A 23,023-nucleotide genomic window follows, 5' to 3' on the forward strand; every position below is an offset into this window, starting at 1 on the left:
TGAAGTGCGTTGTGCGGGAAGATGATACACACAGTGTTTGAGTCCTTCAATTTCAGGTATTTCGCACTATGAAACCAAAAGCGGTTGTATTGCTATCAGGCGGGTTAGATTCAGCGACTTCGGCAGCCCAAGCGATCGCCGATGGCTACGAGATCATTGCCCTGTCCTTGCGGTACGGACAGCAACACGAGCGCGAGATTTTGGCAGCGCAACAAGTAGCGGCACACCTGCACATTCAAGACCATTTCATCTTGAGCGTAGATCTGTCGCAGTGGGGCGGTTCGGCGCTGACAGACTCCGCGATCGCGGTTCCCCAAGCCGGGATTGAATTAGGGGCAATTCCCATTACCTATGTGCCGGGGCGCAATACGGTGTTTATTGCGATCGCCCTTTCCTTAGCAGAAGCCAAAGGTGCCACTGCAATTTATTTAGGCATTAACGCGGTGGATTATTCTGGCTATCCCGACTGTCGCCCCGCCTATCTGAATGCCTTTCAGCAACTGGCTACGCTATCATCGAAGGCAGGCTTAGAAGGCACCGCGCCCACTTTAGTTGCACCTTTGGTAATGGACTCCAAAGTTAACATTGTGCGTAGAGCCTTAACGTTTGGCATTCCCATTGAACTCACCTGGTCTTGCTATCAAGGGGATGCAGAACCGTGTGGACTGTGTGATTCCTGCCGAATTCGAGACAAAGCTTTAATCGAAGCCGGACGCGCTGATTTGGCAACGCCTATGGGAGTCGAATTTTGGTCTGCACTCATTTCAGAAAAAGCAAAATCCTAAAAAGCCTGCTTTCAACTTTGGCTAGAGCGCTCATAGATAAACAATAAATAGACATTAGGGTGAAGTCGATTGGTGAGCGCCTATGCTTTCATCTATAAAAATGCGTTCTGAGGACACTTTTTAATGATGTGCTCTAGGAAATATGATGTACATTTACTGTGACCTGGATTTCATTCCCTGAGATGGCAAGGAAAATTCAAAAAATTTTGCTAGTTATCCAACAACCCGGTATCCTGCTATAGGTTGTTCTCTAGCAGTCGATATTTGTTTCGAGAAGTCTTTTTGATTAGGTAGTAGGTACGCATGGGATCATCTCATCCATTAGTTGCTGTAGGTGTGGGAGTTCTAGTCGCTTTATCCCACACAACTGCGGGATATTCCCAAGAAGATAATTTAACTGCGATCGCGGCTGCGAATCCACAATTTTTATCAGAAGCAGACTCCGAAAAAGTGGATCAGTTGTTATTGAATAAGAGCGCGATACCATTGAACCTTGAGATCGCGCCTGCATCCCAATCCAATCCATTGGCGCGATCGCAGCCATCGGCTAAGATGGTCAAAAATTCTAAGCCCAGTAATTTGAGCGTTCAGAAAAAGGCTAGACAATCTACAGACTCCAAGCCATCCACTAAAACGCGATCAAATCAAATAGCTCAAGTAGATCCAGCCGTCCCTCTTCAGACTACCGATCCCACTCCAGCGTCAGGCACCACTCCAGCGTCAGTGATTCCAACCCTGCCAATTACTCCAAGCATTCCAGCCTTGCCGTTTCAAAATCTACCCATTGGTTCAGCAAAGTCGGGGATGCCGCCGGAATATCTTAACCCCAACCCCAATCCGCTTAGTTTTCCTACTCGTCCTGAAGAAGTAAGGTTGAGAGGAATTCAGCCAATTACTTTACAGCAGGCGCTAGAGTTGGCGAAACGCAACAATCGTGATTTGCAGCTAGCCACCGAAGTATTGCAGCGAGAGCGGGCATCTTTACGCCAAGCACAGGCAGCCCGTTATCCAACCATTGGCGCAAATGGACAAATTACCCAAAGTCGATCCGCCTCTGGGCAATTGTCTCAATCAGCGCAAACACAGGCACAGCAATCTTTACCCCCTGCTCTACGGCAAGAGGCTAACGGCGATCAGCAATCCACGGCGTTGAATGGCACGGTGCAGGTGGGATATGCCATTTATACGTCGGGTCGTCGTCCTGCCCAAATTCGCGCGGCAGAACAGCAAGTGCGATCGCAAGAACTTCAGGTTGAAGTGACCCTACAACAGTTGCAGTTAGACACTTCCAATGCTTATTACGAACTTCAACGTGCCGATGAATCGGTTCGCATTCAACAATCTGCCGTCCGAAATGCAGAGGCAATTTTGCGGGATGTCGTCGCCCAAGAAAGAGCCGGAATCGGTACTCGCCTAGATGTACTTCAACAGCAAGTTCAGCTAGCACGTAGTCAGCAAACCTTAGTAACAGCGTTAGGGACTCAGCAAATTCGTCGCCGTGAGCTTGCCCAAATCTTGGCAGTGCCGCCTTATATTAATCTTGCTGCTGCTGACCCGGTGCAGGTTGCAGGAGTATGGGATATGTCTTTGGAGCAGTCTATTGTCACCGCGTTCAAGAATCGGGCTGAATTGGAACGCTTCCTTGCCCAACGATCATCCGCCGAGCAACAGAAAAAAGCAGCTTTGGCATCCTTGGGTCCAACCGTTGCGTTTAATTTTCAATACAACATTTTGAATAATTTGAGAGATCAACTGGGGTTTGCTGATGGCTTCAGCACCTCGCTTGGGTTTCAGTGGAATTTCTTTGATGGTGGGGCGGCACGGGCGCAGGCAAGCCAACAAGATGCCAATATTGCTCAAGCGGAAACAAGCTTTGCCAATACTCGCGAGACTATTCAGCTTCAAGTTGAAACCGCTTATACCAATTTGGGCACTAACTTTTTGAACATTGGCACGAACAGGCAGGCGATCGAGCAGGCAAGAGAAGCATTGCGATTGGCTCGGCTGCGTTTTCAAGCAGGCGTAGGCACTCAAACTGAGGTAATCAATACCCAGAATGCGCTGACCCAAGCGGAAGGTGATTTTATCACTGCAATTATTGACTATAACCGTGCATTGGCTTCGCTGACTCGCTTTGTGACCAATCTACCGATTCCTGCGGGATCAACCACTCCAACCCTGCCTAGAACCGTGACGAATTCTACGATTCCTGGAGGCGATCCCGCTCCGTCGCCCCGATAATTGCCCAAATAGTTAGTATGAGATGGCTAGACGCAATCAATTTGGTTTCTTAAAACATTTGGTTTCTTAAAACATGAGGATGGGATGATGAATCGACGGACTCAACCTCTGAGGGGGGTATTGCCAAGCTGGTCACGAGTCGTGAAACGATCCCTACGGGAGTCGCTAATCGTATCAGGGCTTAGTCTCGCAGGTGTTTTAGGCATCTTAAGCAGTACTTTACAAGCTCAAACCTCGGCTGAATCAGGCGATGCGATCGCGCCCCTAGATGCACCGATTTTGCCAGAACCCCAGATGGCTCCAGTGGAACCCGCGCCCTTGGTTCCGGCTCCTGCTGCGATCGAATCGGCGGCTCCTGCGAACGAATCCTACATCGACTCGACAGGCTATGACATTGGCGCAACAGAGCGCACTAGCCCCGTGGTAGCCTCGCCTGGAATCCCCCAGATTCGCCTACCCAACGCCCTAGGCTCCGTGCAAGCGTCACCACTCAGCATCGGCAGCGATGGAATTGGGGTTGGAGTGGGTACGACGGCTTCGCTTAAAGATTTCTATCAGCGCACTTTCCGTCCGCCGGGTCGTTTAGGCAATGGTAATAACATCCGGCTAGTGTTTCCCCTGTCCCTTCCGGCTCCAATCACTTCAGCCTTTGGCTGGCGGATTCATCCCCTATTCGGGTCATCGCGATTTCACTCTGGCACCGATTTAGGCGCGCCCATGGGAACGCCTGTCTTGGCCGCCTATGCCGGACAGGTTGCCCTAGCAGACTTCTTAGGTGGCTATGGGTTGGCTGTGGCGTTAAACCATAACAAAGGCACTCAGCAGTCGCTCTATGGACACCTTTCAGAAATTTTTGTCAAACAGGGAGAAGTGGTTAAGCAAGGTGAAGTGATTGGGCGCGTGGGAAGTACGGGGAATTCTACCGGACCGCATTTGCATTTTGAGTTTCGTCAGTTGACCCCAGAAGGCTGGGTTGCCTTGGATGCAGGTGACCAATTGGAATATGCTTTAGCCTCATTGGTCAAAGCGCTAGATATTGCTCAGAAGGGAATTGCTGCCGCTAGCGACCTAAAACTCTCCTATCGGGGGTTGGCGGGCGTTTCAGGTGAAATTGATTGGCAGGCAAAAACCAAAACTGCATCAAGTCAGGTGACCTCAGCGATTGTTTTACCGCCATCCCTGAAACAACCCAGCGATTCCCGTGGGGATTCTGATGGGAAGCTTCGCTAATGTTTTACGAATCGCGCCGAGTAACGTGAATATTATGAGCGATGCCATTCAGTGGACACCAGCGGCAGAAGCACGATTAAAGGAGATTCCTTTTTTCGTTCGTCCGGCTGCCCGTAAGAAAATTGAAAAATTTGCCAGTGAGCGGGAAATCACTGAGATTACGGTTGAGGTTTATGAGCAGGCGAAGCAAAAGTTTGGCGAAAAGTAGGAGGCGATCGCGACCATAGGTTTTGACGATTGGCGCAGGGTTTGGCGATCACTTAGCTAATTGGCGATCGTTATTGCTAAAGCTGAATCAGCATGGAGAAAGAGAAACTTCAAAACACGATGTCTAGATCTAAGTGACGCAAATCCACGATCGCCAGGGTGCCTTCAGTCCCATTCCAGGTGGCGATCGCGACTTGGTAAGCATTTAGAAATACCATTGCTGTGGGGTTTCTTAGTCCCTCAATCTGCCCAATCTCTTGCCCCATTCGGTTGATCAACACGATTTGTCCGGTTGCATCCATTACTAAGTAGCCCCAATTGGTAGAAGCCAAAAATTTGGGAGATAAGCTTAAGCCAATCCGCTCAATTCTTAAGGGCTTCAAATCCAGCAACACTAGTGAGTTTGGATAGCCTGGTTCTAATGCCAGCAAGCGGTAGGGGGTTTGGGTGAGGGAGAGATGCCGCAGCGGGATCGGTAAACTGATGCAGCCAACCCTAGTGCCGCGCCGAGTAAACAGTTCAATTTGGGTGCCGATAATACACGCATTCGCGCTGGAGTCGGTGATAGGTGAAAGCGCTGCTCCATGGCGAGAATCAAGCGCCAAGAGTTGGAAGCATGGATCGATCGCTAGAGCGATCGCGGGTTTAAAGGGCTGAACATTTTGGAGATTCCAAATATTTAATTGGCTCTGGGTTTTATTCAATGATGGCGTTGCTGTCGCCATCCAGTGTCCGCTTGCATCCACGGTTAACACGGTATCTTGTTTGAGTGTGGCAATTAATTGAGGAGCGGACTGCTGAGAGATGGAAGCATTTAAGTTTTGCTGCTGCACAATATCCGATTGCGGGATTGCCACCGCCACTCGATACACTGCCTGCTGGGTTGCCACAAAACACACTTGAGCGCAGAGTTGCATCTGTAAGATAGGCTCCGGCAACCGAATTGTTGTAATGGGGCTTGAGGATTCAGAATAACTTTTGGGTTCAAAGCCTTGACTAACAGCCGTTTTGCTAAAAATTTTAGCCTCGCTAAACCATTGACAACCAATCTGATTGCCAAATACTTGATAAAGCGATTGACTATCGATAGTTGCATTACTTTGTAAGGCGGCTAATTGTTTCACCGGAGCCTGCAATCTTTCTTGATAATCATGCCTTAACGGGACGATCGCCCGTTTTACTGATGAACGCTGCAACCGATTGGGCTGCCATTCCGGCATCGAATTTTCAGACTGGGCGATCGCGTTCTGTAAAGCATTTCCCATCTCTGCCGCTGACCGAAATCGCCGAGCCGGTAATTTTTGCAGTGCGGTGCGAATAATCGGACGAATGGACTCTGGAATGCTATCGGGTATCATTAACACCTGATTTAAGTGTGCCGCCATTAAATCTCCTGGAAGTCCAGAAAAAGGACGATATCCCGTTAGCACTTCAAACAGCAAAATTCCCACAGCATAGAGATCAGATGCGGGAGAATGCTGTCCATAAAAGCGTTCGGGTGCCATGTAAGCCGGTGACCCAGTATTGCCAAATCCGTCCGTTGAAAGCTCTTGGCTGAGGCGGGCAATCCCAAAATCAGTGATTCTCGCCGTCCAGCCTGTAGCCGTGGCTACTAGCAAAATGTTTTCTGGCTTAATGTCGCAATGCACAATTTCTCGCTGATGGGCATGATCAAGCCCTGCCAAAATTTGGGCAATCAAATTTAGCCCCTGTAACGGATGAAGCTGCATCTCATCGCTTAACAGATCTCGCAGTGTGCCGCCTTCGCAGTAATCCATCACTAAGCAACGCCCGGTCGCGGTATGCTCTAACGCCTGACAGGTGACGATATTAGGATGCTGCAAACTCAGCAAAAATCGCAGTTCACGCAGAAAATTACGAGTAGAAAAGCGATCGCGGTTTAGTTCTTTAAGCGCCACCAATTGCCCTGTCTTACGGTGACTGGCACAATAGACACGCCCAAATTGCCCTTGTCCAACTAGCCCCAGCAGACGATAGTTGGAATGGTAAAGCAGATTGGTCAGCAGGTTAGACACAATAGATTAGACATAGCAGATTAGATACAGCCCTAAGCACAGAGTGTTTTCATAATTGCAGTATGAGGCATTTGCTGCTCAATCAGCGATTCGGCAGGCTGGAGCCGTTTTTCTAGCCCTACCACAAAGTAGTTGCACTCAGCCCCCAACGACTCGCAAGCGGTTTGAATGCAGTGAAGTTCTTTGCCAGTGAGTTGACTAAAAAAGGAACTGAGAATTCCTGCTTCAAAAAAGCAAATGGGGCGATCGCTTTTGGGTGCTTGGCTCGCAAAGGGAGAATTGGCGGTTTCAATCACCAAGAATCCTCGATTGTGGTGAGTTGAATCCAATTTCAACCTGCCCCAACCGTGAGTAATCCAGCACTGTTCAAAACACTGCAAAAATTCCGCCATTGTCATATCTGCGAGGGCTTGCCCATAATAATCTGTTAGCTCTTCGCGAAAGCGGGTGTAGAAATTTTTGCCCCACCAACGACCGCAGTTAAACAATACTAATCGAGTCGCCTGCCCAGTTTCTCGATCAAGCCCGGAGTAGATGGCTTGAATTAATGTTTCGGGTAACGCCAGTAAGCGATCGCCCCGACGGTTTTCTAGCAGTCCCAATTCTAAATCGCTCCGCACGTAAGCATCGGTAGTGAAGTAGTTGCCAGGAATCCGATTATTGGTTAATAAATCAGCAACGGAAATCATAATTTTTTAGGGAATGGGAAGTAGGGAGTAGAGAAGGACTTTCTAACATTTCCGGTTCCCTCTCCTATTGGGGGAGGGATCTAGGGTAAGAGCGGTCTATTACTGCGGACTAGTCGTTTCAAGCGATTGTTCACGGATTAACGTTTCTGCTGAGGTTAGATAAGGAGTCAACAAATTCATTTCTGGAGGGCTTAATACCTGCGAAAGGTGCTGTTGCATCAAGCGGTAAAGGATGAGGTTGATGGATTGAATGTTGTGCAAGCGCATAGTGCCGCCTAGCCAACTAATTAACCGATCTTGAGCAAAAGATTGATCGTTGAGCAACAGCCCCATAGCGCAGTAGCGTAAGGTCAGCATGGCGGTTTTGAGGGCGCGCTCCAACTTCTCAATTTTTTCGTTTGGCAACTGAGCTTGAAGTTGGTCGGCAACCGGTTGCATTATTTCTAGTTCGCGATCGCGTAAGTTGCGGTAAGCACTCAGCCGCATCGGTAGTGAATCTACATATTGACTGAGCAACTGAAGCTCATCTGGCTTTAGGTAGCGACTTTCCGCATCGTCAAAAATTGCTTCAAGGTGTGGATGCATGGGAATAAGGGAGTAGAGAATAGGGAATGAACGGCGAGGGCGTAATTCGGGTTAGCCAAACAAGTCTGAAAAATCATCTAGGGTGAAACTGGCGGCTGAAGTGGATGGAGTTGGGGCTGAAACTGAAGCCGCGATCGCGGCTCCTTCCCAATTGATGGCATCAAAAAATCTGCTAACGCTCAGTTTTAGGCTGAGGGGCGCATCGGAATATTGGGGCGTGACCTCGCCTATCTGCTGAATAATGGGTGGCAGGTCTTCCCAATTTAGGGCGCTAAAAAACTCTTGAACTGAGGATTGCAGCCAACTGTTTGAATTGAGCCAATTGTTTGAATGTTTGAGAGCAGACCCATTTGCGATCGCGATTGGGGTGTTCATCGTAATATTGCCCCCTCTTTCAAGCGTTTTTCAATATCTTTTGCGGTGGCTCCTTCATTCATCCAAAAAGAGGCGGCATCAATCCGATCTTGGCTACCCAGCAAAAATTTACAGTAGGTTTCGCCCATGGAATAGCATTGGATCTCGATGCAGCTTAGTTGCTTTCGCACCATTTCAGTAAAAAAGCCTGCAAATAATCCGGCATAGAGGTAGCAAACAGGCTTACCAACATCGCCTAAGGTTCGAGCTACAGCAGAATCAAACACGTTGATGAACATGAAGCCCTGCTTGCGATCGCCCATGTCTACTTCCCATCTGCCCCAGCCTTGAGAGGTGAATGGCCACCACCAGGTTTCTAGCAAAAAGAGTAGATTGGTTTGGCGAATATTGCGATCGAATTCTTTTTCAAACCATTTTTCAAAAAAGAAGGCATCTTTCTGACCCCATTCACAGCCAATGGTATACATGATGGCGGCTGAAGCGTCTCCCACTTCTTCCTCCAACCCTTGCACCAAGCCAATAATAAAATCTTCAGTGGTCAGAACATTCAAACTGCCATTCCAGTCGGTAATGGTGCCCTTATCGGTGTCGAATTGGAAAAAGTCGCGAAAGCCATAATGATTATGCTTTTTAGGATTCTTGGAATGAGCAGAATGGGGGTAGGAAGTTGCAGTCACCATAATGTCTTTAATAGCTTAGGAAACGGCTAGTTACGGGTTAGATCAAATTTGGCGATAGAATCACAGCACCGTCTCTATCAAAGGTTTTGGATGAGTTTGAATGCAGCGATCGCGGTAAAGCAAAATGGCTTGATCAAAGCCTTACTTAATATTCCCTCTGTCTGATAGATCTAACTCAGAAAAAGACTGCTAGAGTGCAGAGTTTTGTTAAGGCAGAATATAGTAAAGGAATTAGATGAGCGAAAAGTTAACCCTTTTGCTTATTGCTCATCCACGCTCCGCCGCCGAGGATTCTTATGCTTGCCACTTCCCTACTTCGCTCCAGAGAAATTCCTACACTCAAATATGCTTCTGCCCTTGATCGCTTTGACGAAAGCTGGGCATCTCCCCTATCCACCCTCTTAGGACTAGGACGAGCCTCTGGCGCAGACTTCATCGAATTTTTTCTAGAGCGAGTCAACTACATTAGCTGCACTGCTGAAAACGATGCCATTACCAACATTGCCCCCGCTCTCACCACCGGAGCCGGAGTGCGCGTCTTTCGGGGACTGACCGATTGCTACGTCAGCACCAATGATGTTACTTTTACGGGTTTGAAATCTGCCTTAGAAAAAGCGATCGACATTTTAGGCTTAAAGCTACCTGCTCCCGGTGCCTTCATTCCCGAAACAAACCTGGAACCCCTGCGGGACTATGGCACCTTACGCGAGAAAGATAAATGGATGGGCGAATCTAGCTCCATGCGGGAAATGGGCGATGTCTTGTTAGCCGCCAACTCTCGCTTAAAACAAAAAGCAACCCATGTGCAATCGCGTCGCGCCGATTATTTTCGCAACTGGCAAGAAGTGCTAGTTGCGGGCAGTGACGGCACCTTTGCGCGAGATGTGCGCTTAACTCAATCCGTGGGTTTTAGCCTGCTTTGTGCCGATGGTGAAAACCGTTCGTCAATTAGCGAGCGAATGGGCGATACCAGCAACCCCGGTTTCCTTCGCGCTTGGGATTATGAAACCACAGCGGAAAACGTGGCAGAATCGGCTGGCAAAATGCTCTATGCCGACTATGTAGAATCGGGTTCCTATCCCATTGTGATGGCGAACAAGTTTGGCGGCGTAATTTTCCATGAAGCCTGCGGTCATTTGTTGGAAACAACTCAGATCGAAAAACGCACCACGCCGTTTCTGGATAAAAAAGGCGAAAAAATCGCTCATGAAAATGTCACGGCTTGGGATGAAGGACTTAGTTCAAATGCCTTTGGCACGATCGCCATGGACGATGAAGGCATGCCCGCTCAACGCACTCTGCTGATTGAAAATGGTATTTTGAAGAATTTCATCAGCGATCGCGCTGGCTTCATGCGAACTGGGCATCCCCGGACTGGCAGCGGTCGTCGCCAAAACTATGCCTTCTCTGCCGCCTCTCGGATGCGGAACACTTACATTGCTCCCGGTGAATATTCCGTGGATGATCTACTTTCCTCGGTCGATCGCGGGATTTACTGCAAAAAAATGGGCGGCGGCAGTGTTGGAGCTGTCGGTCAATTCAACTTTGCCGTGGATGAAGCCTACCTGATTGAAAACGGCAAACTGACCAAACCGTTAAAAGGGGCAACCCTGATTGGCGATGCTACCGAAATTATGACCAAAATTTCCATGTGCGCCAACGATATTGACCTAGCAGCCGGATTCTGCGGTTCCGTCAGCGGCACCGTTTACACCACCGTTGGGCAACCTCATATTAAGGTGGATTCCATTACGGTAGGTGGACGATAGAAGAAGGTATCAGGTGTCAGGGGTCGGGTGTCAGGGAATTGGGAACAGGGAATAGAAATTACCAAGCTCCTAGAACTCAAAACTCAAAACTTTGATCTCTGCACCCCACACTCTTATTTCCAACTCAAAATTCAAAATATTTCCTACGGAAACGCTACGCGAACAAAACTCAAAACTCAAAGAACTTATGCCAACCATTCAGGAACTTGCAACAGACGCGAAGGCGGCGGCTAGCCGTTTAGGAATTCATAAATTTGACATGGCAGGCTCGATTATTGATGAGTCGAGCGTCAAAGTGGATCAAGGGAAACCGGATCAGGTCAAAGCTTCTAATCGCTGCACCGTGGCGGTGCGGGTGTGGAATGACCAGGGTTCGGTAGGAATCACGTCCACTACAAATGTTGATCCGGTGGGGCTGGAACTGGCGCTAAAAACGGCTTCGGAAGCCAGCTTTTTTGGCGCAACGGAAAATGTGCCGGATTTTAGTCCAGAATTTGCCGCTCCTTTAGCCAAAGAATTTCACGAAAAGGCTGCGACGGCTGGAGTCTCAGAGTTATTAGAAAAGCTGCTAGGGGCGGAAAAAAACTTAAAGGAAGCTCATGCCGCGATCGCGTCGGTGCCTTACAACAGTATTGGTCAACGGGAAAGCGATCGCTTCTACCTCAACAGCGAGGGAGCAATGCGAACAGAATCCGCCTCCACTGCGTCGATGTATCTCTATACCAAAACGGAAGAGGAGGGGAAAAAACCCCGCAGCGCTGGAGCCTTTCGAGTTAGCCGAGGGGTAGAGAATCTAGATGTGGAAGGGTGTGTCAAGGAAGCGGCAGAAAAAACCATTAGCCATTTGAACTACGAAAAAATTACCACGGGCAAGTACACCGTCGTCTTTTCACCAGAAGCGTTTTTGGATTTGCTCAGAGCTTTTTCTAACCTGTTCAATGCCCAAAACATTTTGGATAAGCAAAGTTTGTCTATGCCGGAGTCGTTGGGAAGCGCGATCGCCTCCCCGTTAATGTCTCTGGCTGACGATGCCCTCCATCCTGCCAACATTGGAGTCACCACATTTGATGGTGAAGGCACCCCAACCCGCCGCACGTCTTTAATCACCGATGGTGTGTTAACCGGGTTTCTTCACAGTTCCGGCACGGCTAAACGTCTGAACGCCAATCCCACTGGAAACGCCAATATGGGTGCAAAAGTCACCGTTAGCCCCCACTTTTATCATGTGTTTTCCAGCACACCAGGGAAGCCAGATTTGGATCTCAATATCGCCGAAAACGTGGTGCTAGTGGATGACCTGCAAGCTCTGCACGCTGGCGTAAAAGCGCTCCAAGGTTCTTTTTCGTTGCCGTTTGATGGCTGGCTGCTTAAAGACGGCAAGCGGACTAGCATAGAATCTGCAACGGTTGCCGGAAACTTCCTCTCCCTGCTGAAATCCATCACTTACCTCGGCAAAGAGGAACACCTTACTCCTTCTGGGGTATGTCCTTATGTCTGGGTTGAGGAACTGTCGATTACGGGTGAATAAGAAGAGAAAGAATCGAACTATCGTTGCAGGTTTTCAGATTCGGATAAACCTGCAACTTTTTTTAGGCTCCTACAGGGCTAAAATCACGCAGCATTTTTCTCACCTCCATTCCGTGGAGTTCTTCCTGCCCAATCATAGTACGGGCGTATTCTTCAAGATAGACGCTGGCATCTTCAACTGTTTCTAGAAGGGTTTTATATAAATTGAGCGCTGTCTTTTCATGGTTTAGAGTTTCTTGCAGAATGTCGAAAACAGAATGCTTAAAAGTTTCTTCCATGGGTGCAACCCGCAGGGTGGGGTGCCCTTCTAGCCCCGTTAAGATTTCTCCCGCTTGCTGAGCATGGAGTAACGATTCGGTGGCTTGCGCTTTAAAGAAACCCACAATTGGAATTCGGTTGGGTCCTGTCACCATTAGGGAGTAGTGGGTATAGCGAACCACTCCTGCTAGTTCAAACTCCATGATGGAATTGAGTATGCCAATTGTTCCTTGAAGGTCTAACTCTTTCATTTGAAAAATTTTCTCAATTAGTCGGAACTCATTGTATCGTGTGTCGAGGTTTGCGAAAAGGATCTCTTTCGTTAATAACAGTTCTACGCTGCGCTCGATCGCATGAACTGAGAAGGCGTTGATTGCCACAGTTGCTCTAAGCGATTGGCTGGCATGGTCAGATACAGCACATCTCCTGCACTGAGGCAAACTTTCAGTAAATCCCAGCCGTGAACCGTTTGAGACTGGGTTTCCATGTAGAGCGGCACAAAATCTGCGGTCACTGCCATCTCCTGTACAGACTTGCCACAAAAGGGATGCGCGGGCGTAATCAAGGTCGCCAATGCCACCCACAGGCTGTCGGCGGTCATGCCATTGCCCAAGACTCGCCCCCCCAAAGCCGCCGCCGCAAACGCGGGAGCTACCAGTTCCGCTGGACTCAGCACCGCGTCAAACTCGAACACAAGCTGCGCCATCCAAGCAAACTCTGGATCGTGATAGCGGACGATGACGGGCACTTTGGGGCTGAGGCTTTTAGCGTTGAGGGCAGTTTCTAGATTGACAGTATCGTTGCTGGTGACGGTGATCAGCGCCTGAGCCGTGGCAAAGTTAGCAGCTTTAAGCGTGGTGGGCAGGGTGGTATCGCCTTGGATAACGGGAATTTTCAGCGATCGCACCGTGCTAAGAAAGCGACAGTTGGGATCTTTTTCTACCACGACAACTTCATGACCACACTTGTGCAAATGGGTGACAATTTGTACCCCCACACTGCCCAACCCACAGACAATAAAATGCTGTTTTTGCGGAATCCGTGCCGCTTCCCAAAAGCGACTGAACCGAGTGCCCAAAACAAAATCGTTCAGCAGTGCATAAGACAACCCAATAATGGCAGCACCAATCAACATCGTAAAAATGGTAAACAGCTTCAGGCTGTCAGGTGGATTGCCCACGGTAACCAAACTATCTCCTGCGCCCGTAATCATGCTGACAGAGAAATAAAGCGCATCCACAGGCGATGTTTTGAGAATGGAAGAGACGTACACCAGTGTGGAGATAAAAATCATCACCAACAGCAGCAAAAAGCTCGCTAAAAGCCCTTGGCTATGTTGTCGTAGGTATTTTAAGCCCGTAAATAACTTGTTGAGCCGTTGAGATAACGATCTCTGCTGAGCCGCGTGGACTGTCGGTTTTGTGCCCATGATCAGGCGATCGCCCACTTGCAGCGAATGTCCTTCTACCACTGCCGACACAAGATCCAGCCGTGTCTGGGCGGGGATGTAATAAATTAACATGCGATCGCGATCGTCCCAAAGCTCACTCAGCTTGCGTCCCCGCCAAGGATGCAGGGCTGATTCATTGGCAGAAGGAAAATAGGCGAGGGATATCATGAGCAACCTGTCGAATCGCCTGAGTCAAAGAGTCAAACCCATGCTGCCGGAAGAGATTAAGGGCAAAGGTTCGCACAATTGCCATATTAATCAAAGCGTGACCCTCACACAGTGGAGTCGTATCTTCTTGAAAGACCACATCTTTACACCAGTGGAGGCGATTCTCAATGTGCCAATGCTGCCGGATACGACGGGCAAACTCGGCGGCATCGGTTGCCAGCGAACTGATATAAAACACCGTCTGTGAAACGGGTATGCCTGCTCTTAGTCCGGTGCGTTCGACCCGAATCACTCGTTTAAGAGCGACCCAACTTGGGTCAATGGTGGCACTTGGCTCCAATACACACACACGGCGTTGGGTTGAGCGATTGCGCGTCCGCTCTGAGTCCACGTGACAACTGAGGGGAGACGAGTGTTCAAACTGCTGCTGGATTTGGGCTAATAATTTGGGTTGATTCCCTTTGATGGCAATTAAGTAGTGGTTCTGACTGGCTATAATTTGCTGAACTGTTTTTTTTTTGGCGTGCAGGGCATCAAAACTAAAACACACCCCTTGCAACTGAAGGTGCTCCAACAAGGTTTGTACCGTTACAATTTCACTACTCGTTTTGTTGTGCATGGATTGCACCCCAACGACCAGTCCCAGTCGAGTGCTGACCACCGACACCACACTGACAAAATCTTGATACGCCTGGTCGTAATCTCTCAGACTGACTCGGATGCTCTTGCCGTCAACGGCACAAGCGGCTTGCTCTTCCAGCTCAACCGTTTCCTGTGCCCATTGATTGAAAACCTCGGTTAACGCCTCAAAGTCCACTCGCACCAAAGCGCGGCGAATCGTCGAGTAGCAGGGTAACCGCTCATAGGGCACTTCGAGTACCCCTAACAATTGGGTTTGATGGCGCTCCACAAAGCACGCGATCGCTCGATACCCCACACACCCGCTCATCGTTGCCATCAGTACCAGCAACAAAATCACCCACAATGGATACTGGGGTTGGGTTCGATAGTCTCGTACTTGTTTGAGAGCATCAATCAGGCTCATGGCTAGCTAGGGGTGAAAGAGCATCACCCATTATCATTTTTCTACCACTGATGAACTAGCCCTGCCGCCAAGGATGGGACTCATCAACATACACTTGATGAATGGGCCAGGTTTGGTTAAACAGCCTCAACTGACCAATTGCCGCACTGCCCAACGCCGAAAATGCAAAAATCGGCGCACAAAGCGAGGCAACGCTCATGGTGATGTGGTCAGGCAGAGTGCTATCCAATCGCTCTCCTAAACTGGTGTTAAACAAGCGATTCACAATCCGAATCCGGGGGTTAAGCACCCGTGCCTGCATTAAAACACCCAGATTCGTGCCATCTTCACTGTCTGTCAAAACCAAGGTTTGAGCATCACGAATTCCTGCTTCCAGAAGCGTTTGTGCCGCTTGCAAATCGCCAATGATTACGTCATCTCCTTCACCAGGCAATGGGCGATCGTGGATGCCAACAACGGCAATCCCTTGGTGCTTCAGCAATCGGAAGATTTTGTATCCGGTGGCATCCAATCCACACACAATAATCCTGGGTTTAGTATCTGCAAAAGAGATCATTGCTTTGCCACTCGTTACGCTACTAGAGCCGCCGTCCACCGTCAATTCAAACAGAGACTCTTAAGTGAATCAGATGGCTTTAACCCATAATTTTCTAATAGAGAGAGTTTATGAACTGTAGCAAGGGGCACCTGCTGATTTCTGATTGATAATGAGTGTTCACAAATAATGCTTGCTATATTGGACACAACCGCCACCTGTAGCATTTTGGGAATTGCCACTTTACAGGGTATTGCGGAGGCAATCTCCCACCATTGGTTTCATAACCAAACCCGCTTTTGTAGCGCTTAGACTCTCGGAAGAACTGTGCTTTGCACGACTGAGTAGTGATTTGCAAGCGTTGAGGATGCCGTCAAGGTGAGTTCATTTTGACTGAATCAACGCTCCTCACTGCTCAGTGTTCTTCCTTAAGAAATTGCATTTAGTTTCATCAAAATGGTATTCAAAAGAATTTCAGTTAAGCCAAATCACCAGGGATATTTATATCGAAAAAATCGACTTGATAAAGTGCTTGAGCCTGGAATTTATCGGTTTTTTGACCTGAATTCGGAAGTCGATGTGGTGATGCTGCCGACTACTACCAAGCTGCTTAGCATTTTGAACCAAGAGGTGTTAACGAGTGACAATATTGCCCTCCGGTTCTCTTACATTGTTGAGTACAAAATTAATGACGGGCAGAAGTTTTTATCCAGTTTTGATGTGTTTCAAAGTAGCTACTTTTTGTATGAAGCAGAACAAGTCATCCATAATGTGACGCAAGTTCACTTGAGGCAGGCGATCGCCACCATCAACAGCGAAGACCTCAACAATCAGCGTCATGAAATTCTTTCCACTGTGCCGATTGAACTGCGCGATCGCCTAAACAATTCTGGCATTGAAATTCAGCAGTTGGTTCTGCGAGATATTACCTTTCCTAAAATGATTCAAGACCTGTTTGCAAAACAGCTTGAAGCCAAAATTAGGGCAAAATCCGATTTGGAAAATGCCCGTACTGCCGTTGCCACTGCACGAACTTTAAAGAATGCGGCGGATTTAGTCAAAGACAACGACAACATCAAATTCTTTCAATACCTAGAAACTCTGGCAAAAATTGCTTCCACTGGAAAGCATACTTTTGTGATTGGAGATCTCAACACCCAAGGATCGGCTCAACCAAACGGGTTGAAAAATTAGCGCATCAAAAAGGGTGGACAATTTACCCACCCCCCTGATAACACTCTTGCCCGCCCAGACTTTTAAACGCTGACGGGTGAGGGCTGCTTGCTAAACAGCTTTAAGATCCGGTCTGCCATTTGAGGAGGCGTTAACCCCAACTCTGCCTTGGATTGATCGGGTGAGGCGTGATCCACCAGCTTATCGGGAATGCCAATCCGAGTCAGCGGCACGGCAATCTCGGCATCCACCAACGCTTCTGCGATCGCCGAGCCAAAACCACCGGGGAGACAGCCTTCTTCCAGCGTCACCACCCGCCCAATTTGCTGGGCTAACGGTAAGATGAGTTCCGTATCCAGCGGCTTGGCAAATCGGGCATTGATCACCGTGGCTTCGATGCTGTGCTCACTCAGTATCTCCGCCACCTGCATCGATGGATAAACCATGGAACCATAGGCAACCAGCAACACATCATCCCCTTGGCGCAAAATTTCGCCTTTCCCAATGGGCAGTGGTTCCCAGCCTTCTTCCATCAAGGGCACTCCGTAGCCATTGCCTCTGGGATACCGCATGGCGATCGGTCCATCCAAATGGTTAATGCCTGTCACAATCATCCGCTGTAGCTCAGCCTCATCCTTAGGAGCCATCATCACCATGTTAGGAATGCAGCGCATATAGGCAATGTCATACATCCCTTGGTGCGTGGGTCCATCTGCACCCACGATTCCGGCTCTGTCTAAACAGAAGAAGACTGGCAGATTCTGAATGCAGACATCATGCACTATTTGGTCAAAGGCGCGTTGTAAAAACGTGGAGTAAATCACCGGAACCGGGCGCATTCCTTCGCAGGCAAGCCCCGCCGCCAAGGTGATTGCGTGCTGCTCGGCAATTCCCACATCGATAAATTGCTCAGGCAGATGCTTTTGCAAAATATCCAGCCTAGTTCCGGTAGACATTGCCGCCGTGATGCCCACCACTTTGGGATTCGTCTCAGCAATTTTGGTCAGCGTTTCGCCAAAGACCTTAGAGTAGCTAGGCGGCTTGGGTTTGCTAGAGGGAATCCCCTTACCCGTCGCCAAATTAAATGGGCTTTGAGCGTGATAGCCCACTTGATCCTTTTCGGCAACTTCATAGCCTTTGCCCTTAGTTGTGGCAACATGCACCAGAACGGGACCGGTGTGCTTGTGTGCTTGCTGGAAGGTGGCGATTAGCTCTTCCAAGTTGTGCCCGTCGATCGGACCCATGTAGGTAAAGCCTAGTTCTTCAAAGACGGCTCCAACCTTGGGCACCGCTAGCCGCTTCATACCTTCTTTAATCCGCGCCAGATCAGGGGAAATGGTGTCTCCCACAAACGGCAGATGCTTGATTTGTTCTTCCAGATTCTCGGAGATGAACTGCACGGGTGGACTCAACCGCATTTTGTTGAGATAGCGGGGAATGGCTCCCACGTTGGGCGAAATGGACATTTCGTTATCGTTAAGCACCACGAGCAGGTTCGTTTTGGGTAAATGTCCAGCGTGGTTGATGGCTTCAAGTGCCATACCACCCGTCAAAGCGCCATCACCAATGACTGCTACCACCTTATAGTTGTCACCCTGTAAATCACGGGCGATCGCCATTCCTAGGGCGGCGGAAATGCTGGTGGACGCATGACCCGCGCCAAAATGGTCAAATTTGCTTTCGCAGCGCTTCAAATATCCAGCAATGCCGTCTTTTTGGCGCAGGGTGTTGAAACGGGCATAGCGTCCGGTCAACATTTTGTGGGGATAGGCTTGATGCCCCACATCCCAAATCACTTTGTCGCGATCGAGATCCAAAGTTTGATACAGAGCAACCGTCAGTTCTACCACCCCTAAACCAGGACCCAGGTGTCCACCAATTGCAGCAACGGTTTCCAGATGCTTCTCGCGAATCTGGCGGGCAATTTGCTGAAGTTGATAAACAGACAAACCGTGTAACTGGTTAGGGTGGCTAAGCTCACTCAAATGCATACGGGCTATCCTCTCGGCAGATCAGTGAATTCATCATCCACCTTTCTTACTGTAGTAGATCAATCGGCATGAAATTAGGCTGCGTAGAGGCTTTTTAGTATCAGTTATGCAGCAAAAGTTAGAATTTCTTCATGTACTCAGAGAAAAGAAACGCGATCGCTGTAAACAGTGAGGCTGTCTAGAGGCTTTTGGAAATAATGCGTCAAACAACAGACGATAACGCCGATCGCCGAATCTGCTCTATTAGGCTTAAGACGCGCTGATAGGAAGGGTCGTTGCCTTGTTGCTGAAAGTCCTCGGCAGCTTGGTGTAAATCCGTGAGTGCCCGGTCAGAATCGCCCAAATTGTAATAGGCGATCGCCCGATCCAAGTAGGCTTCGGGCAAATGAGAATTGAGTTTCAAAGCGCGATCAAAATCCTGAATGGCTGCTAGGTAATTGTCTTGCTGTCCATGAAAGCAGCCCCGGCTAAAGTATGCGCGATCGCTGTTGGCATTGATCTGAATTGCTTTTGTAAACTGGGCGATCGCCCGGTCAAAGTCCTTTAGGGCACCATAAGAGAGTCCCTGATCAATGTAAATATCTGACAGTGCTGTTGGATCAAGCACAGATGATTGGTTCAACGCGGCGGCGTAATCGGCGATCGCTGCTTCATGCTGGCTCAGTGCTGCGTTCGCTAACCCCCGATTAGCATAGGCTCTCGCATCGTCAGGCTGAAGCTGAATCAGGCGAGTGTTATCTGCGATGGCGGCAGCATATTGTCCTAAGCGATAGTGCGCCAAGCCCCGATTCAGGTAAGCCTCTAGGTTTTTAGGGGATTGGTTTAAAGCAACGGTGCAATCGCTCACGGCGGCTTCATACTGCTGAAGTTGAATCTCGACCAGGCAGCGATTGGCATAGGCGGCAGTGGGACGATCATTCACCGCGATCGCCTGTGTAAATGCTTGCAGCGCCGCTGGAAAGTTTCCTGTTTGAGTTGCAGCGATGCCTTGGTCGAAAAAGCTAACCATTGCTATGGGCGAAGAGAACACCATGGGTGAAGCAATGACGGTTTTTGGGAACTCCCCTAGGGAAACTATCAGGGTGAAAGCTAACAGTACTAGGCTCCAGACGTTGATCATTTGCCTTTCTCAAAAGATCTATTTCAAAAAACTCAATAAACAATAGGGATGCAATTTGGCGATCGCAGAATCAAAGACCCACGCTCAACAAACTCCATCCCCATCACGCTGACTTAACTAACTGGCTTGACTACAGTGGCTTGATTAATCGAGTCAGCCCCTAAGCCTTCCAGTCTCTTGCAGATTTGTCTAGCACATAAGCAGCCACAGCCTGGATTTGCTCATCATTCAGCTTTGCTTTGAAGGAAGGCATGGCGTTCTTGCCGTTGATCACCTGGGTAATGATCGCTTCAGCAGAATCCATTCCATACTCTTTTAATGCCGCAGATTTCAGATTCTTATTCGCTGAAATCACATTGTTGCCGTTCATATGGCAAGCGGCACAATTGGCACTAAATATTTTGGCACCTTGGGCGAGGGTTTCGGTGGACGCATCTGCCAACGCAGGAGGGGCGATCGCCAACGTGAATACACTAATTGCTACAAACAGGATCGATAAAAGTTTTCTCATCACTCTTCTCAAAGTTCGGCTCGTCAATGGATCTCACACAACAGGCTACCTCACCCACCCAAACAAAGATCCTGACAGAGAGGGTAAAAACTTCTCTCCATCAGGGTCAAATGGTACGTATGTAGACAGCAATGCTGTAGATTTCTTGTTTTTATTGTGCGGAAGCAGGCGATCGCTGTCAAAAGACAGCCTGTCAAACATGACAATTGATTCAGTAGGGAGCTATCAAAAGACCTGTAATTATTCAGAAAATAGCCGTAAAATTTGACTTATCCTGAAGACAGTTGCGCAACCTTTATTTTCAGTGCATGGCTGCATTACCAAATCACCGACCCAAACAATTGTCTCTTGGTCCTTTAGAGGCTGAGATTCTGAACATCATTTGGGACTTAGAAACCGCCACTGTGAAGGAGGTTCACGATCGCATTCTCACCGATCCCAGTCGAGAGTTGGCGTACACCTCCGTGACGACGGTTCTCAATCGGCTGGTTAAAAAAGGATGGTTAGCCTGCGATAAGCAAGAACGCAGCTTTACCTGGAGGGCACTGGTGTCTCGGCAACAGGCAAAAGCGCTGCACTCTTACGAGCAGTTGAATCAGTTTTTAGCCGTGAGCAATCCCGATGTCGTGGCAGCCTTTGCCGATAGTTTGGATCAAACCAGCGTCGAGCAGCTAGAGGCGATCGCTGAAAAACTTCGTGCCGTCCGCAAAGCTAGAGGGTCAGACGAATGCATTTCCTCATGATGATGACGGGGTTAAGTGTGGCGTGGCTGCTGCGATTATGCTGGACGGATTTGCCTGGTCGCTGGACAGAGCGCTGGCAGCGATCGCTGATTGCCTTCCTATTTCCGCCCCTGCTATTGGTGATGACGGCGATCGCGATTTTGTGGATGGGACCCACTGGGCAAATGGTGCTGCGCTGGGAAGGCTGGCTCAGTTATGGACTGGCGATCGCCTTTCTGATCATTAGTAATGTTCTAGGCTTGAAACTAGTGTGGGAAGGGTTTTGTACCCTGCAAACAATTCGCCAAAATCCTGTAATTGACGTGCATGGGAACCCTGCCCGACTGCTCAACCTCTCCACGCCTTACAGCGCGCGAGTTGGCTTTTGGCATCCTGAATTGGTGGTCAGCCAAGGTTTACTCGACACGCTAGATGCCGACCACTTAGAAGCAGTCCTTGTTCACGAACAAGCTCATGCGACCTATCACGATACCTTTTGGTTCTTTTGGCTGGGCTGGATTCGGCGCGCCACGCTCTGGCTGCCCCAAACCGAAGCCCTCTGGCAAGAATTGCTAATGCTGCGAGAACTCCGAGCCGATCGCATCGCTGCCCAACAGGTCGATCCATTAGTGCTAGCGGAGTCGTTGCTGATAGTGGTGAGTGCCCCGCTGATGCAGGCTGAGCTACAGTCCGATATTTGCGCTGCATTTAGCTGGGCCGTCTCCCGCGATCGATTTATGGAGCGCATCGATTTGCTGTTGGCTCCAGAGCAAAGCCCTGCTGTGAACGTCTGGTCATTTAGCTGGCTGCTGCTGGCCTGCCTGCCCTTGGCGACCATTCCATTCCATGCGGGGTAACACTAAGATGTCCAACAAATCTTTGGCAATGGGCGATCGCCTCTATGCCTACTTGCAATCAGTTTCGGTACGTGAGCCGGAGATTTTAACTGAACTGCGCCACGAAACGGCAAAGCACCCGATGGCGGGAATGCAGATTTCGCCAGAGCAGGGGCAATTGATGGCGCTATTGGTGCAGTTGATGGGCGCAACCAAAACCTTGGAAGTAGGCGTATTTACGGGATACAGTTCGCTCGTTGTGGCGCTTGCACTGCCGCCCGATGGCAAGATCATCGCCTGCGACGTGAGAGAAGACTATACCGCGATCGCCCGTCGCTATTGGCAAAAAGCTGGAGTTGCCGACAAAATTGATTTGCGAATTGCACCCGCCCTAGAAACCCTTGATCGCCTCTTGTCAGACGGACAGGCAAACACCTTCGATTTCGCCTTTATTGATGCCGATAAAAGTAGCTACGATGATTACTACGAACGCGCCCTGCAACTAGTTCGAGCGGGGGGATTAATCGCGATCGATAATGTCCTTTGGTCAGGTGCAGTCGCCGATCCATCGATTACAAACAACAGCACCGAAAAAATTCGCGCCCTTAACCAAAAACTTCACCAAGACGATCGCATCACCCTCAGCCTAATCCCGATCGCAGATGGGTTAACACTGGCACTAAAGCGCCCTAGCACAAACCCATAAAAGCAGACCAGTATCGCTCATACTCTAATGCTACTAACTCTTAAACAAGTTGTAAATTAGTGATGCAAAACATGAGCTATCCCTTGAAGAGTGTTGCTTGCCACGGTAAAGCTCGATTCACACATAACAGATGAAGCTTCTCCAGTCACCTCTGTACTGTCACAAGTCTGTTCAAAGATGCCATTACTACCATCGCCCAACGCTTCTAAAACGCCACTGTAATCTAGCGAATTATCTTTATTATTTGATAATTGCGCAGGCTGAGAAGTGAACCAGCGACTCAAATCTCGCAGACAGATTGCGAGTCCGCCGAAAGAAACCAACGAGATCGCGCCGCCAAGCAATCCATGCATGATTAATCCACACTAACAACTACGGTGATCT

23 protein-coding genes are annotated in these 23,023 nt (G+C 49.1%); 10 read left to right on the forward strand and 13 right to left on the reverse strand.

Annotated features, from left to right (window positions below):
* Positions 1-68 precede the first annotated feature (68 nt).
* From queC to AC1S5B_RS12560, 4 genes are all read left to right on the forward strand, one after another.
* Complete coding sequence (queC, locus tag AC1S5B_RS12545; protein WP_482036004.1) at positions 69-785, forward strand: 7-cyano-7-deazaguanine synthase QueC; 717 nt, start codon at positions 69-71, stop codon at positions 783-785.
* Between the two features lie 303 nt (positions 786-1,088).
* On the forward strand, positions 1,089-3,026 hold the full coding sequence (locus AC1S5B_RS12550; protein WP_482036005.1) for a TolC family protein: 1,938 nt from the start codon (positions 1,089-1,091) through the stop codon (positions 3,024-3,026).
* Positions 3,027-3,167: 141 nt separating this feature from the next.
* Complete coding sequence (locus AC1S5B_RS12555) at positions 3,168-4,256, forward strand: M23 family metallopeptidase (protein ID WP_482036006.1); 1,089 nt, start codon at positions 3,168-3,170, stop codon at positions 4,254-4,256.
* A complete protein-coding gene (locus AC1S5B_RS12560; RefSeq protein ID WP_482036007.1) occupies positions 4,240-4,464 on the forward strand; it encodes a PCP reductase family protein in 225 nt (74 codons plus the stop codon). The genes AC1S5B_RS12555 and AC1S5B_RS12560 overlap by 17 nt, the downstream gene beginning before the upstream one ends.
* Positions 4,465-4,573: 109 nt before the next feature.
* Here the strand turns inward: AC1S5B_RS12560 and AC1S5B_RS12565 are convergent, their stop codons facing one another.
* From AC1S5B_RS12565 to AC1S5B_RS12585, 5 genes are all read right to left on the reverse strand, one after another.
* Entirely contained in the window at positions 4,574-6,499 is a 1,926-nt protein-coding gene (locus AC1S5B_RS12565) for a serine/threonine-protein kinase (RefSeq protein ID WP_482036008.1), read from the reverse strand.
* A gap of 32 nt (positions 6,500-6,531) precedes the next feature.
* The gene (locus AC1S5B_RS12570) at positions 6,532-7,188 is read right to left on the reverse strand and encodes a V4R domain-containing protein (protein WP_482036009.1); all 657 of its coding nucleotides are present in this window, start codon (positions 7,186-7,188) and stop codon (positions 6,532-6,534) included.
* A 99-nt stretch (positions 7,189-7,287) separates the two neighbouring features.
* Positions 7,288-7,773, reverse strand: coding sequence for a globin family protein (locus AC1S5B_RS12575; protein WP_482036010.1), 486 nt, complete (start codon positions 7,771-7,773; stop codon positions 7,288-7,290).
* Between the two features lie 51 nt (positions 7,774-7,824).
* Entirely contained in the window at positions 7,825-8,148 is a 324-nt protein-coding gene (locus tag AC1S5B_RS12580) for a hypothetical protein (protein WP_482036011.1), read from the reverse strand.
* Positions 8,145-8,828, reverse strand: coding sequence for a V4R domain-containing protein (locus AC1S5B_RS12585; RefSeq protein ID WP_482036012.1), 684 nt, complete (start codon positions 8,826-8,828; stop codon positions 8,145-8,147). Before AC1S5B_RS12585 ends, AC1S5B_RS12580 begins: the two co-directional genes overlap by 4 nt.
* 296 nt (positions 8,829-9,124) lie before the next feature.
* On the opposite strand from AC1S5B_RS12585, the gene AC1S5B_RS12590 reads away from it, so the two are divergent.
* Together AC1S5B_RS12590 and AC1S5B_RS12595 are read left to right on the forward strand one after the other, a co-directional pair.
* Positions 9,125-10,597: a TldD/PmbA family protein gene (locus AC1S5B_RS12590; RefSeq protein WP_482036013.1), complete on the forward strand. Its 1,473-nt coding sequence runs from the start codon at positions 9,125-9,127 to the stop codon at positions 10,595-10,597.
* Positions 10,598-10,784: 187 nt separating this feature from the next.
* Entirely contained in the window at positions 10,785-12,125 is a 1,341-nt protein-coding gene (locus tag AC1S5B_RS12595) for a TldD/PmbA family protein (protein WP_482036014.1), read from the forward strand.
* A gap of 61 nt (positions 12,126-12,186) precedes the next feature.
* On the opposite strand, the gene AC1S5B_RS12600 is transcribed toward AC1S5B_RS12595, so the two are convergent.
* From AC1S5B_RS12600 to AC1S5B_RS12615, 4 genes are all read right to left on the reverse strand, one after another.
* Positions 12,187-12,633, reverse strand: coding sequence for a ferritin-like domain-containing protein (locus tag AC1S5B_RS12600; protein ID WP_482036015.1), 447 nt, complete (start codon positions 12,631-12,633; stop codon positions 12,187-12,189).
* Between the two features lie 83 nt (positions 12,634-12,716).
* Positions 12,717-14,000, reverse strand: coding sequence for a potassium channel family protein (locus tag AC1S5B_RS12605; protein WP_482036016.1), 1,284 nt, complete (start codon positions 13,998-14,000; stop codon positions 12,717-12,719).
* A complete protein-coding gene (locus AC1S5B_RS12610) occupies positions 13,966-15,045 on the reverse strand; it encodes an ISAs1 family transposase (RefSeq protein WP_482033858.1) in 1,080 nt (359 codons plus the stop codon). Before AC1S5B_RS12610 ends, AC1S5B_RS12605 begins: the two co-directional genes overlap by 35 nt.
* 55 nt (positions 15,046-15,100) lie before the next feature.
* Positions 15,101-15,601, reverse strand: coding sequence for an NAD-binding protein (locus tag AC1S5B_RS12615; protein ID WP_482036017.1), 501 nt, complete (start codon positions 15,599-15,601; stop codon positions 15,101-15,103).
* 435 nt (positions 15,602-16,036) lie between these two features.
* Here AC1S5B_RS12615 and AC1S5B_RS12620 point away from each other — a divergent pair, with 435 nt between their 5' ends.
* A complete protein-coding gene (locus tag AC1S5B_RS12620) occupies positions 16,037-16,774 on the forward strand; it encodes a slipin family protein (RefSeq protein ID WP_482036018.1) in 738 nt (245 codons plus the stop codon).
* Between the two features lie 62 nt (positions 16,775-16,836).
* Here the strand turns inward: AC1S5B_RS12620 and dxs are convergent, their stop codons facing one another.
* From dxs to petJ, 3 genes are all read right to left on the reverse strand, one after another.
* The gene (gene dxs, locus AC1S5B_RS12625; protein ID WP_482036019.1) at positions 16,837-18,744 is read right to left on the reverse strand and encodes a 1-deoxy-D-xylulose-5-phosphate synthase; all 1,908 of its coding nucleotides are present in this window, start codon (positions 18,742-18,744) and stop codon (positions 16,837-16,839) included.
* A 202-nt stretch (positions 18,745-18,946) separates the two neighbouring features.
* Complete coding sequence (locus AC1S5B_RS12630; protein ID WP_482036020.1) at positions 18,947-19,777, reverse strand: tetratricopeptide repeat protein; 831 nt, start codon at positions 19,775-19,777, stop codon at positions 18,947-18,949.
* A 247-nt stretch (positions 19,778-20,024) separates the two neighbouring features.
* Positions 20,025-20,375, reverse strand: coding sequence for a cytochrome c6 PetJ (gene petJ / locus AC1S5B_RS12635; RefSeq protein ID WP_482036021.1), 351 nt, complete (start codon positions 20,373-20,375; stop codon positions 20,025-20,027).
* Between the two features lie 308 nt (positions 20,376-20,683).
* Here petJ and AC1S5B_RS12640 point away from each other — a divergent pair, with 308 nt between their 5' ends.
* From AC1S5B_RS12640 to AC1S5B_RS12650, 3 genes are read left to right on the forward strand one after another with little or no spacing between them, the layout of a single operon-like run.
* Positions 20,684-21,118 (forward strand): BlaI/MecI/CopY family transcriptional regulator, encoded by a 435-nt coding sequence (locus AC1S5B_RS12640; protein WP_482036022.1) that lies wholly within the window; start codon positions 20,684-20,686, stop codon positions 21,116-21,118.
* Positions 21,103-21,954: a M56 family metallopeptidase gene (locus AC1S5B_RS12645; protein ID WP_482036023.1), complete on the forward strand. Its 852-nt coding sequence runs from the start codon at positions 21,103-21,105 to the stop codon at positions 21,952-21,954. Before AC1S5B_RS12640 ends, AC1S5B_RS12645 begins: the two co-directional genes overlap by 16 nt.
* A gap of 7 nt (positions 21,955-21,961) precedes the next feature.
* On the forward strand, positions 21,962-22,639 hold the full coding sequence (locus tag AC1S5B_RS12650; protein WP_482036024.1) for a class I SAM-dependent methyltransferase: 678 nt from the start codon (positions 21,962-21,964) through the stop codon (positions 22,637-22,639).
* Positions 22,640-22,695: 56 nt separating this feature from the next.
* Here the strand turns inward: AC1S5B_RS12650 and AC1S5B_RS12655 are convergent, their stop codons facing one another.
* Positions 22,696-22,992 (reverse strand): hypothetical protein, encoded by a 297-nt coding sequence (locus tag AC1S5B_RS12655; RefSeq protein ID WP_482036025.1) that lies wholly within the window; start codon positions 22,990-22,992, stop codon positions 22,696-22,698.
* Between the last annotated feature and the right edge of the window lie 31 nt (positions 22,993-23,023).

It is taken from the genome of Leptolyngbya sp. CALU 1928 (assembly GCF_056784215.1).

What these genes read in the sequence shown, in the direction of transcription:
- queC (WP_482036004.1), top strand. Translation starts at nt 69, where the DNA reads ATGAAACCAAAAGCGGTTGTATTGCTATCAGGCGGGTTAGATTCAGCG.
- AC1S5B_RS12550 (WP_482036005.1), top strand. Translation starts at nt 1,089, where the DNA reads ATGGGATCATCTCATCCATTAGTTGCTGTAGGTGTGGGAGTTCTAGTC.
- AC1S5B_RS12560 (WP_482036007.1), top strand. Translation starts at nt 4,240, where the DNA reads ATGGGAAGCTTCGCTAATGTTTTACGAATCGCGCCGAGTAACGTGAAT.
- AC1S5B_RS12570 (WP_482036009.1), bottom strand. Translation starts at nt 7,188, where the DNA reads ATGATTTCCGTTGCTGATTTATTAACCAATAATCGGATTCCTGGCAAC.
- AC1S5B_RS12575 (WP_482036010.1), bottom strand. Translation starts at nt 7,773, where the DNA reads ATGCATCCACACCTTGAAGCAATTTTTGACGATGCGGAAAGTCGCTAC.
- AC1S5B_RS12580 (WP_482036011.1), bottom strand. Translation starts at nt 8,148, where the DNA reads ATGAACACCCCAATCGCGATCGCAAATGGGTCTGCTCTCAAACATTCA.
- AC1S5B_RS12585 (WP_482036012.1), bottom strand. Translation starts at nt 8,828, where the DNA reads ATGGTGACTGCAACTTCCTACCCCCATTCTGCTCATTCCAAGAATCCT.
- AC1S5B_RS12590 (WP_482036013.1), top strand. Translation starts at nt 9,125, where the DNA reads ATGCTTGCCACTTCCCTACTTCGCTCCAGAGAAATTCCTACACTCAAA.
- AC1S5B_RS12595 (WP_482036014.1), top strand. Translation starts at nt 10,785, where the DNA reads ATGCCAACCATTCAGGAACTTGCAACAGACGCGAAGGCGGCGGCTAGC.
- AC1S5B_RS12600 (WP_482036015.1), bottom strand. Translation starts at nt 12,633, where the DNA reads ATGAAAGAGTTAGACCTTCAAGGAACAATTGGCATACTCAATTCCATC.
- AC1S5B_RS12605 (WP_482036016.1), bottom strand. Translation starts at nt 14,000, where the DNA reads ATGATATCCCTCGCCTATTTTCCTTCTGCCAATGAATCAGCCCTGCAT.
- AC1S5B_RS12610 (WP_482033858.1), bottom strand. Translation starts at nt 15,045, where the DNA reads ATGAGCCTGATTGATGCTCTCAAACAAGTACGAGACTATCGAACCCAA.
- AC1S5B_RS12615 (WP_482036017.1), bottom strand. Translation starts at nt 15,601, where the DNA reads ATGATCTCTTTTGCAGATACTAAACCCAGGATTATTGTGTGTGGATTG.
- AC1S5B_RS12620 (WP_482036018.1), top strand. Translation starts at nt 16,037, where the DNA reads ATGGTATTCAAAAGAATTTCAGTTAAGCCAAATCACCAGGGATATTTA.
- dxs (WP_482036019.1), bottom strand. Translation starts at nt 18,744, where the DNA reads ATGCATTTGAGTGAGCTTAGCCACCCTAACCAGTTACACGGTTTGTCT.
- AC1S5B_RS12630 (WP_482036020.1), bottom strand. Translation starts at nt 19,777, where the DNA reads ATGGTGTTCTCTTCGCCCATAGCAATGGTTAGCTTTTTCGACCAAGGC.
- petJ (WP_482036021.1), bottom strand. Translation starts at nt 20,375, where the DNA reads ATGAGAAAACTTTTATCGATCCTGTTTGTAGCAATTAGTGTATTCACG.
- AC1S5B_RS12640 (WP_482036022.1), top strand. Translation starts at nt 20,684, where the DNA reads ATGGCTGCATTACCAAATCACCGACCCAAACAATTGTCTCTTGGTCCT.
- AC1S5B_RS12645 (WP_482036023.1), top strand. Translation starts at nt 21,103, where the DNA reads ATGCATTTCCTCATGATGATGACGGGGTTAAGTGTGGCGTGGCTGCTG.
- AC1S5B_RS12650 (WP_482036024.1), top strand. Translation starts at nt 21,962, where the DNA reads ATGTCCAACAAATCTTTGGCAATGGGCGATCGCCTCTATGCCTACTTG.
- AC1S5B_RS12655 (WP_482036025.1), bottom strand. Translation starts at nt 22,992, where the DNA reads ATGCATGGATTGCTTGGCGGCGCGATCTCGTTGGTTTCTTTCGGCGGA.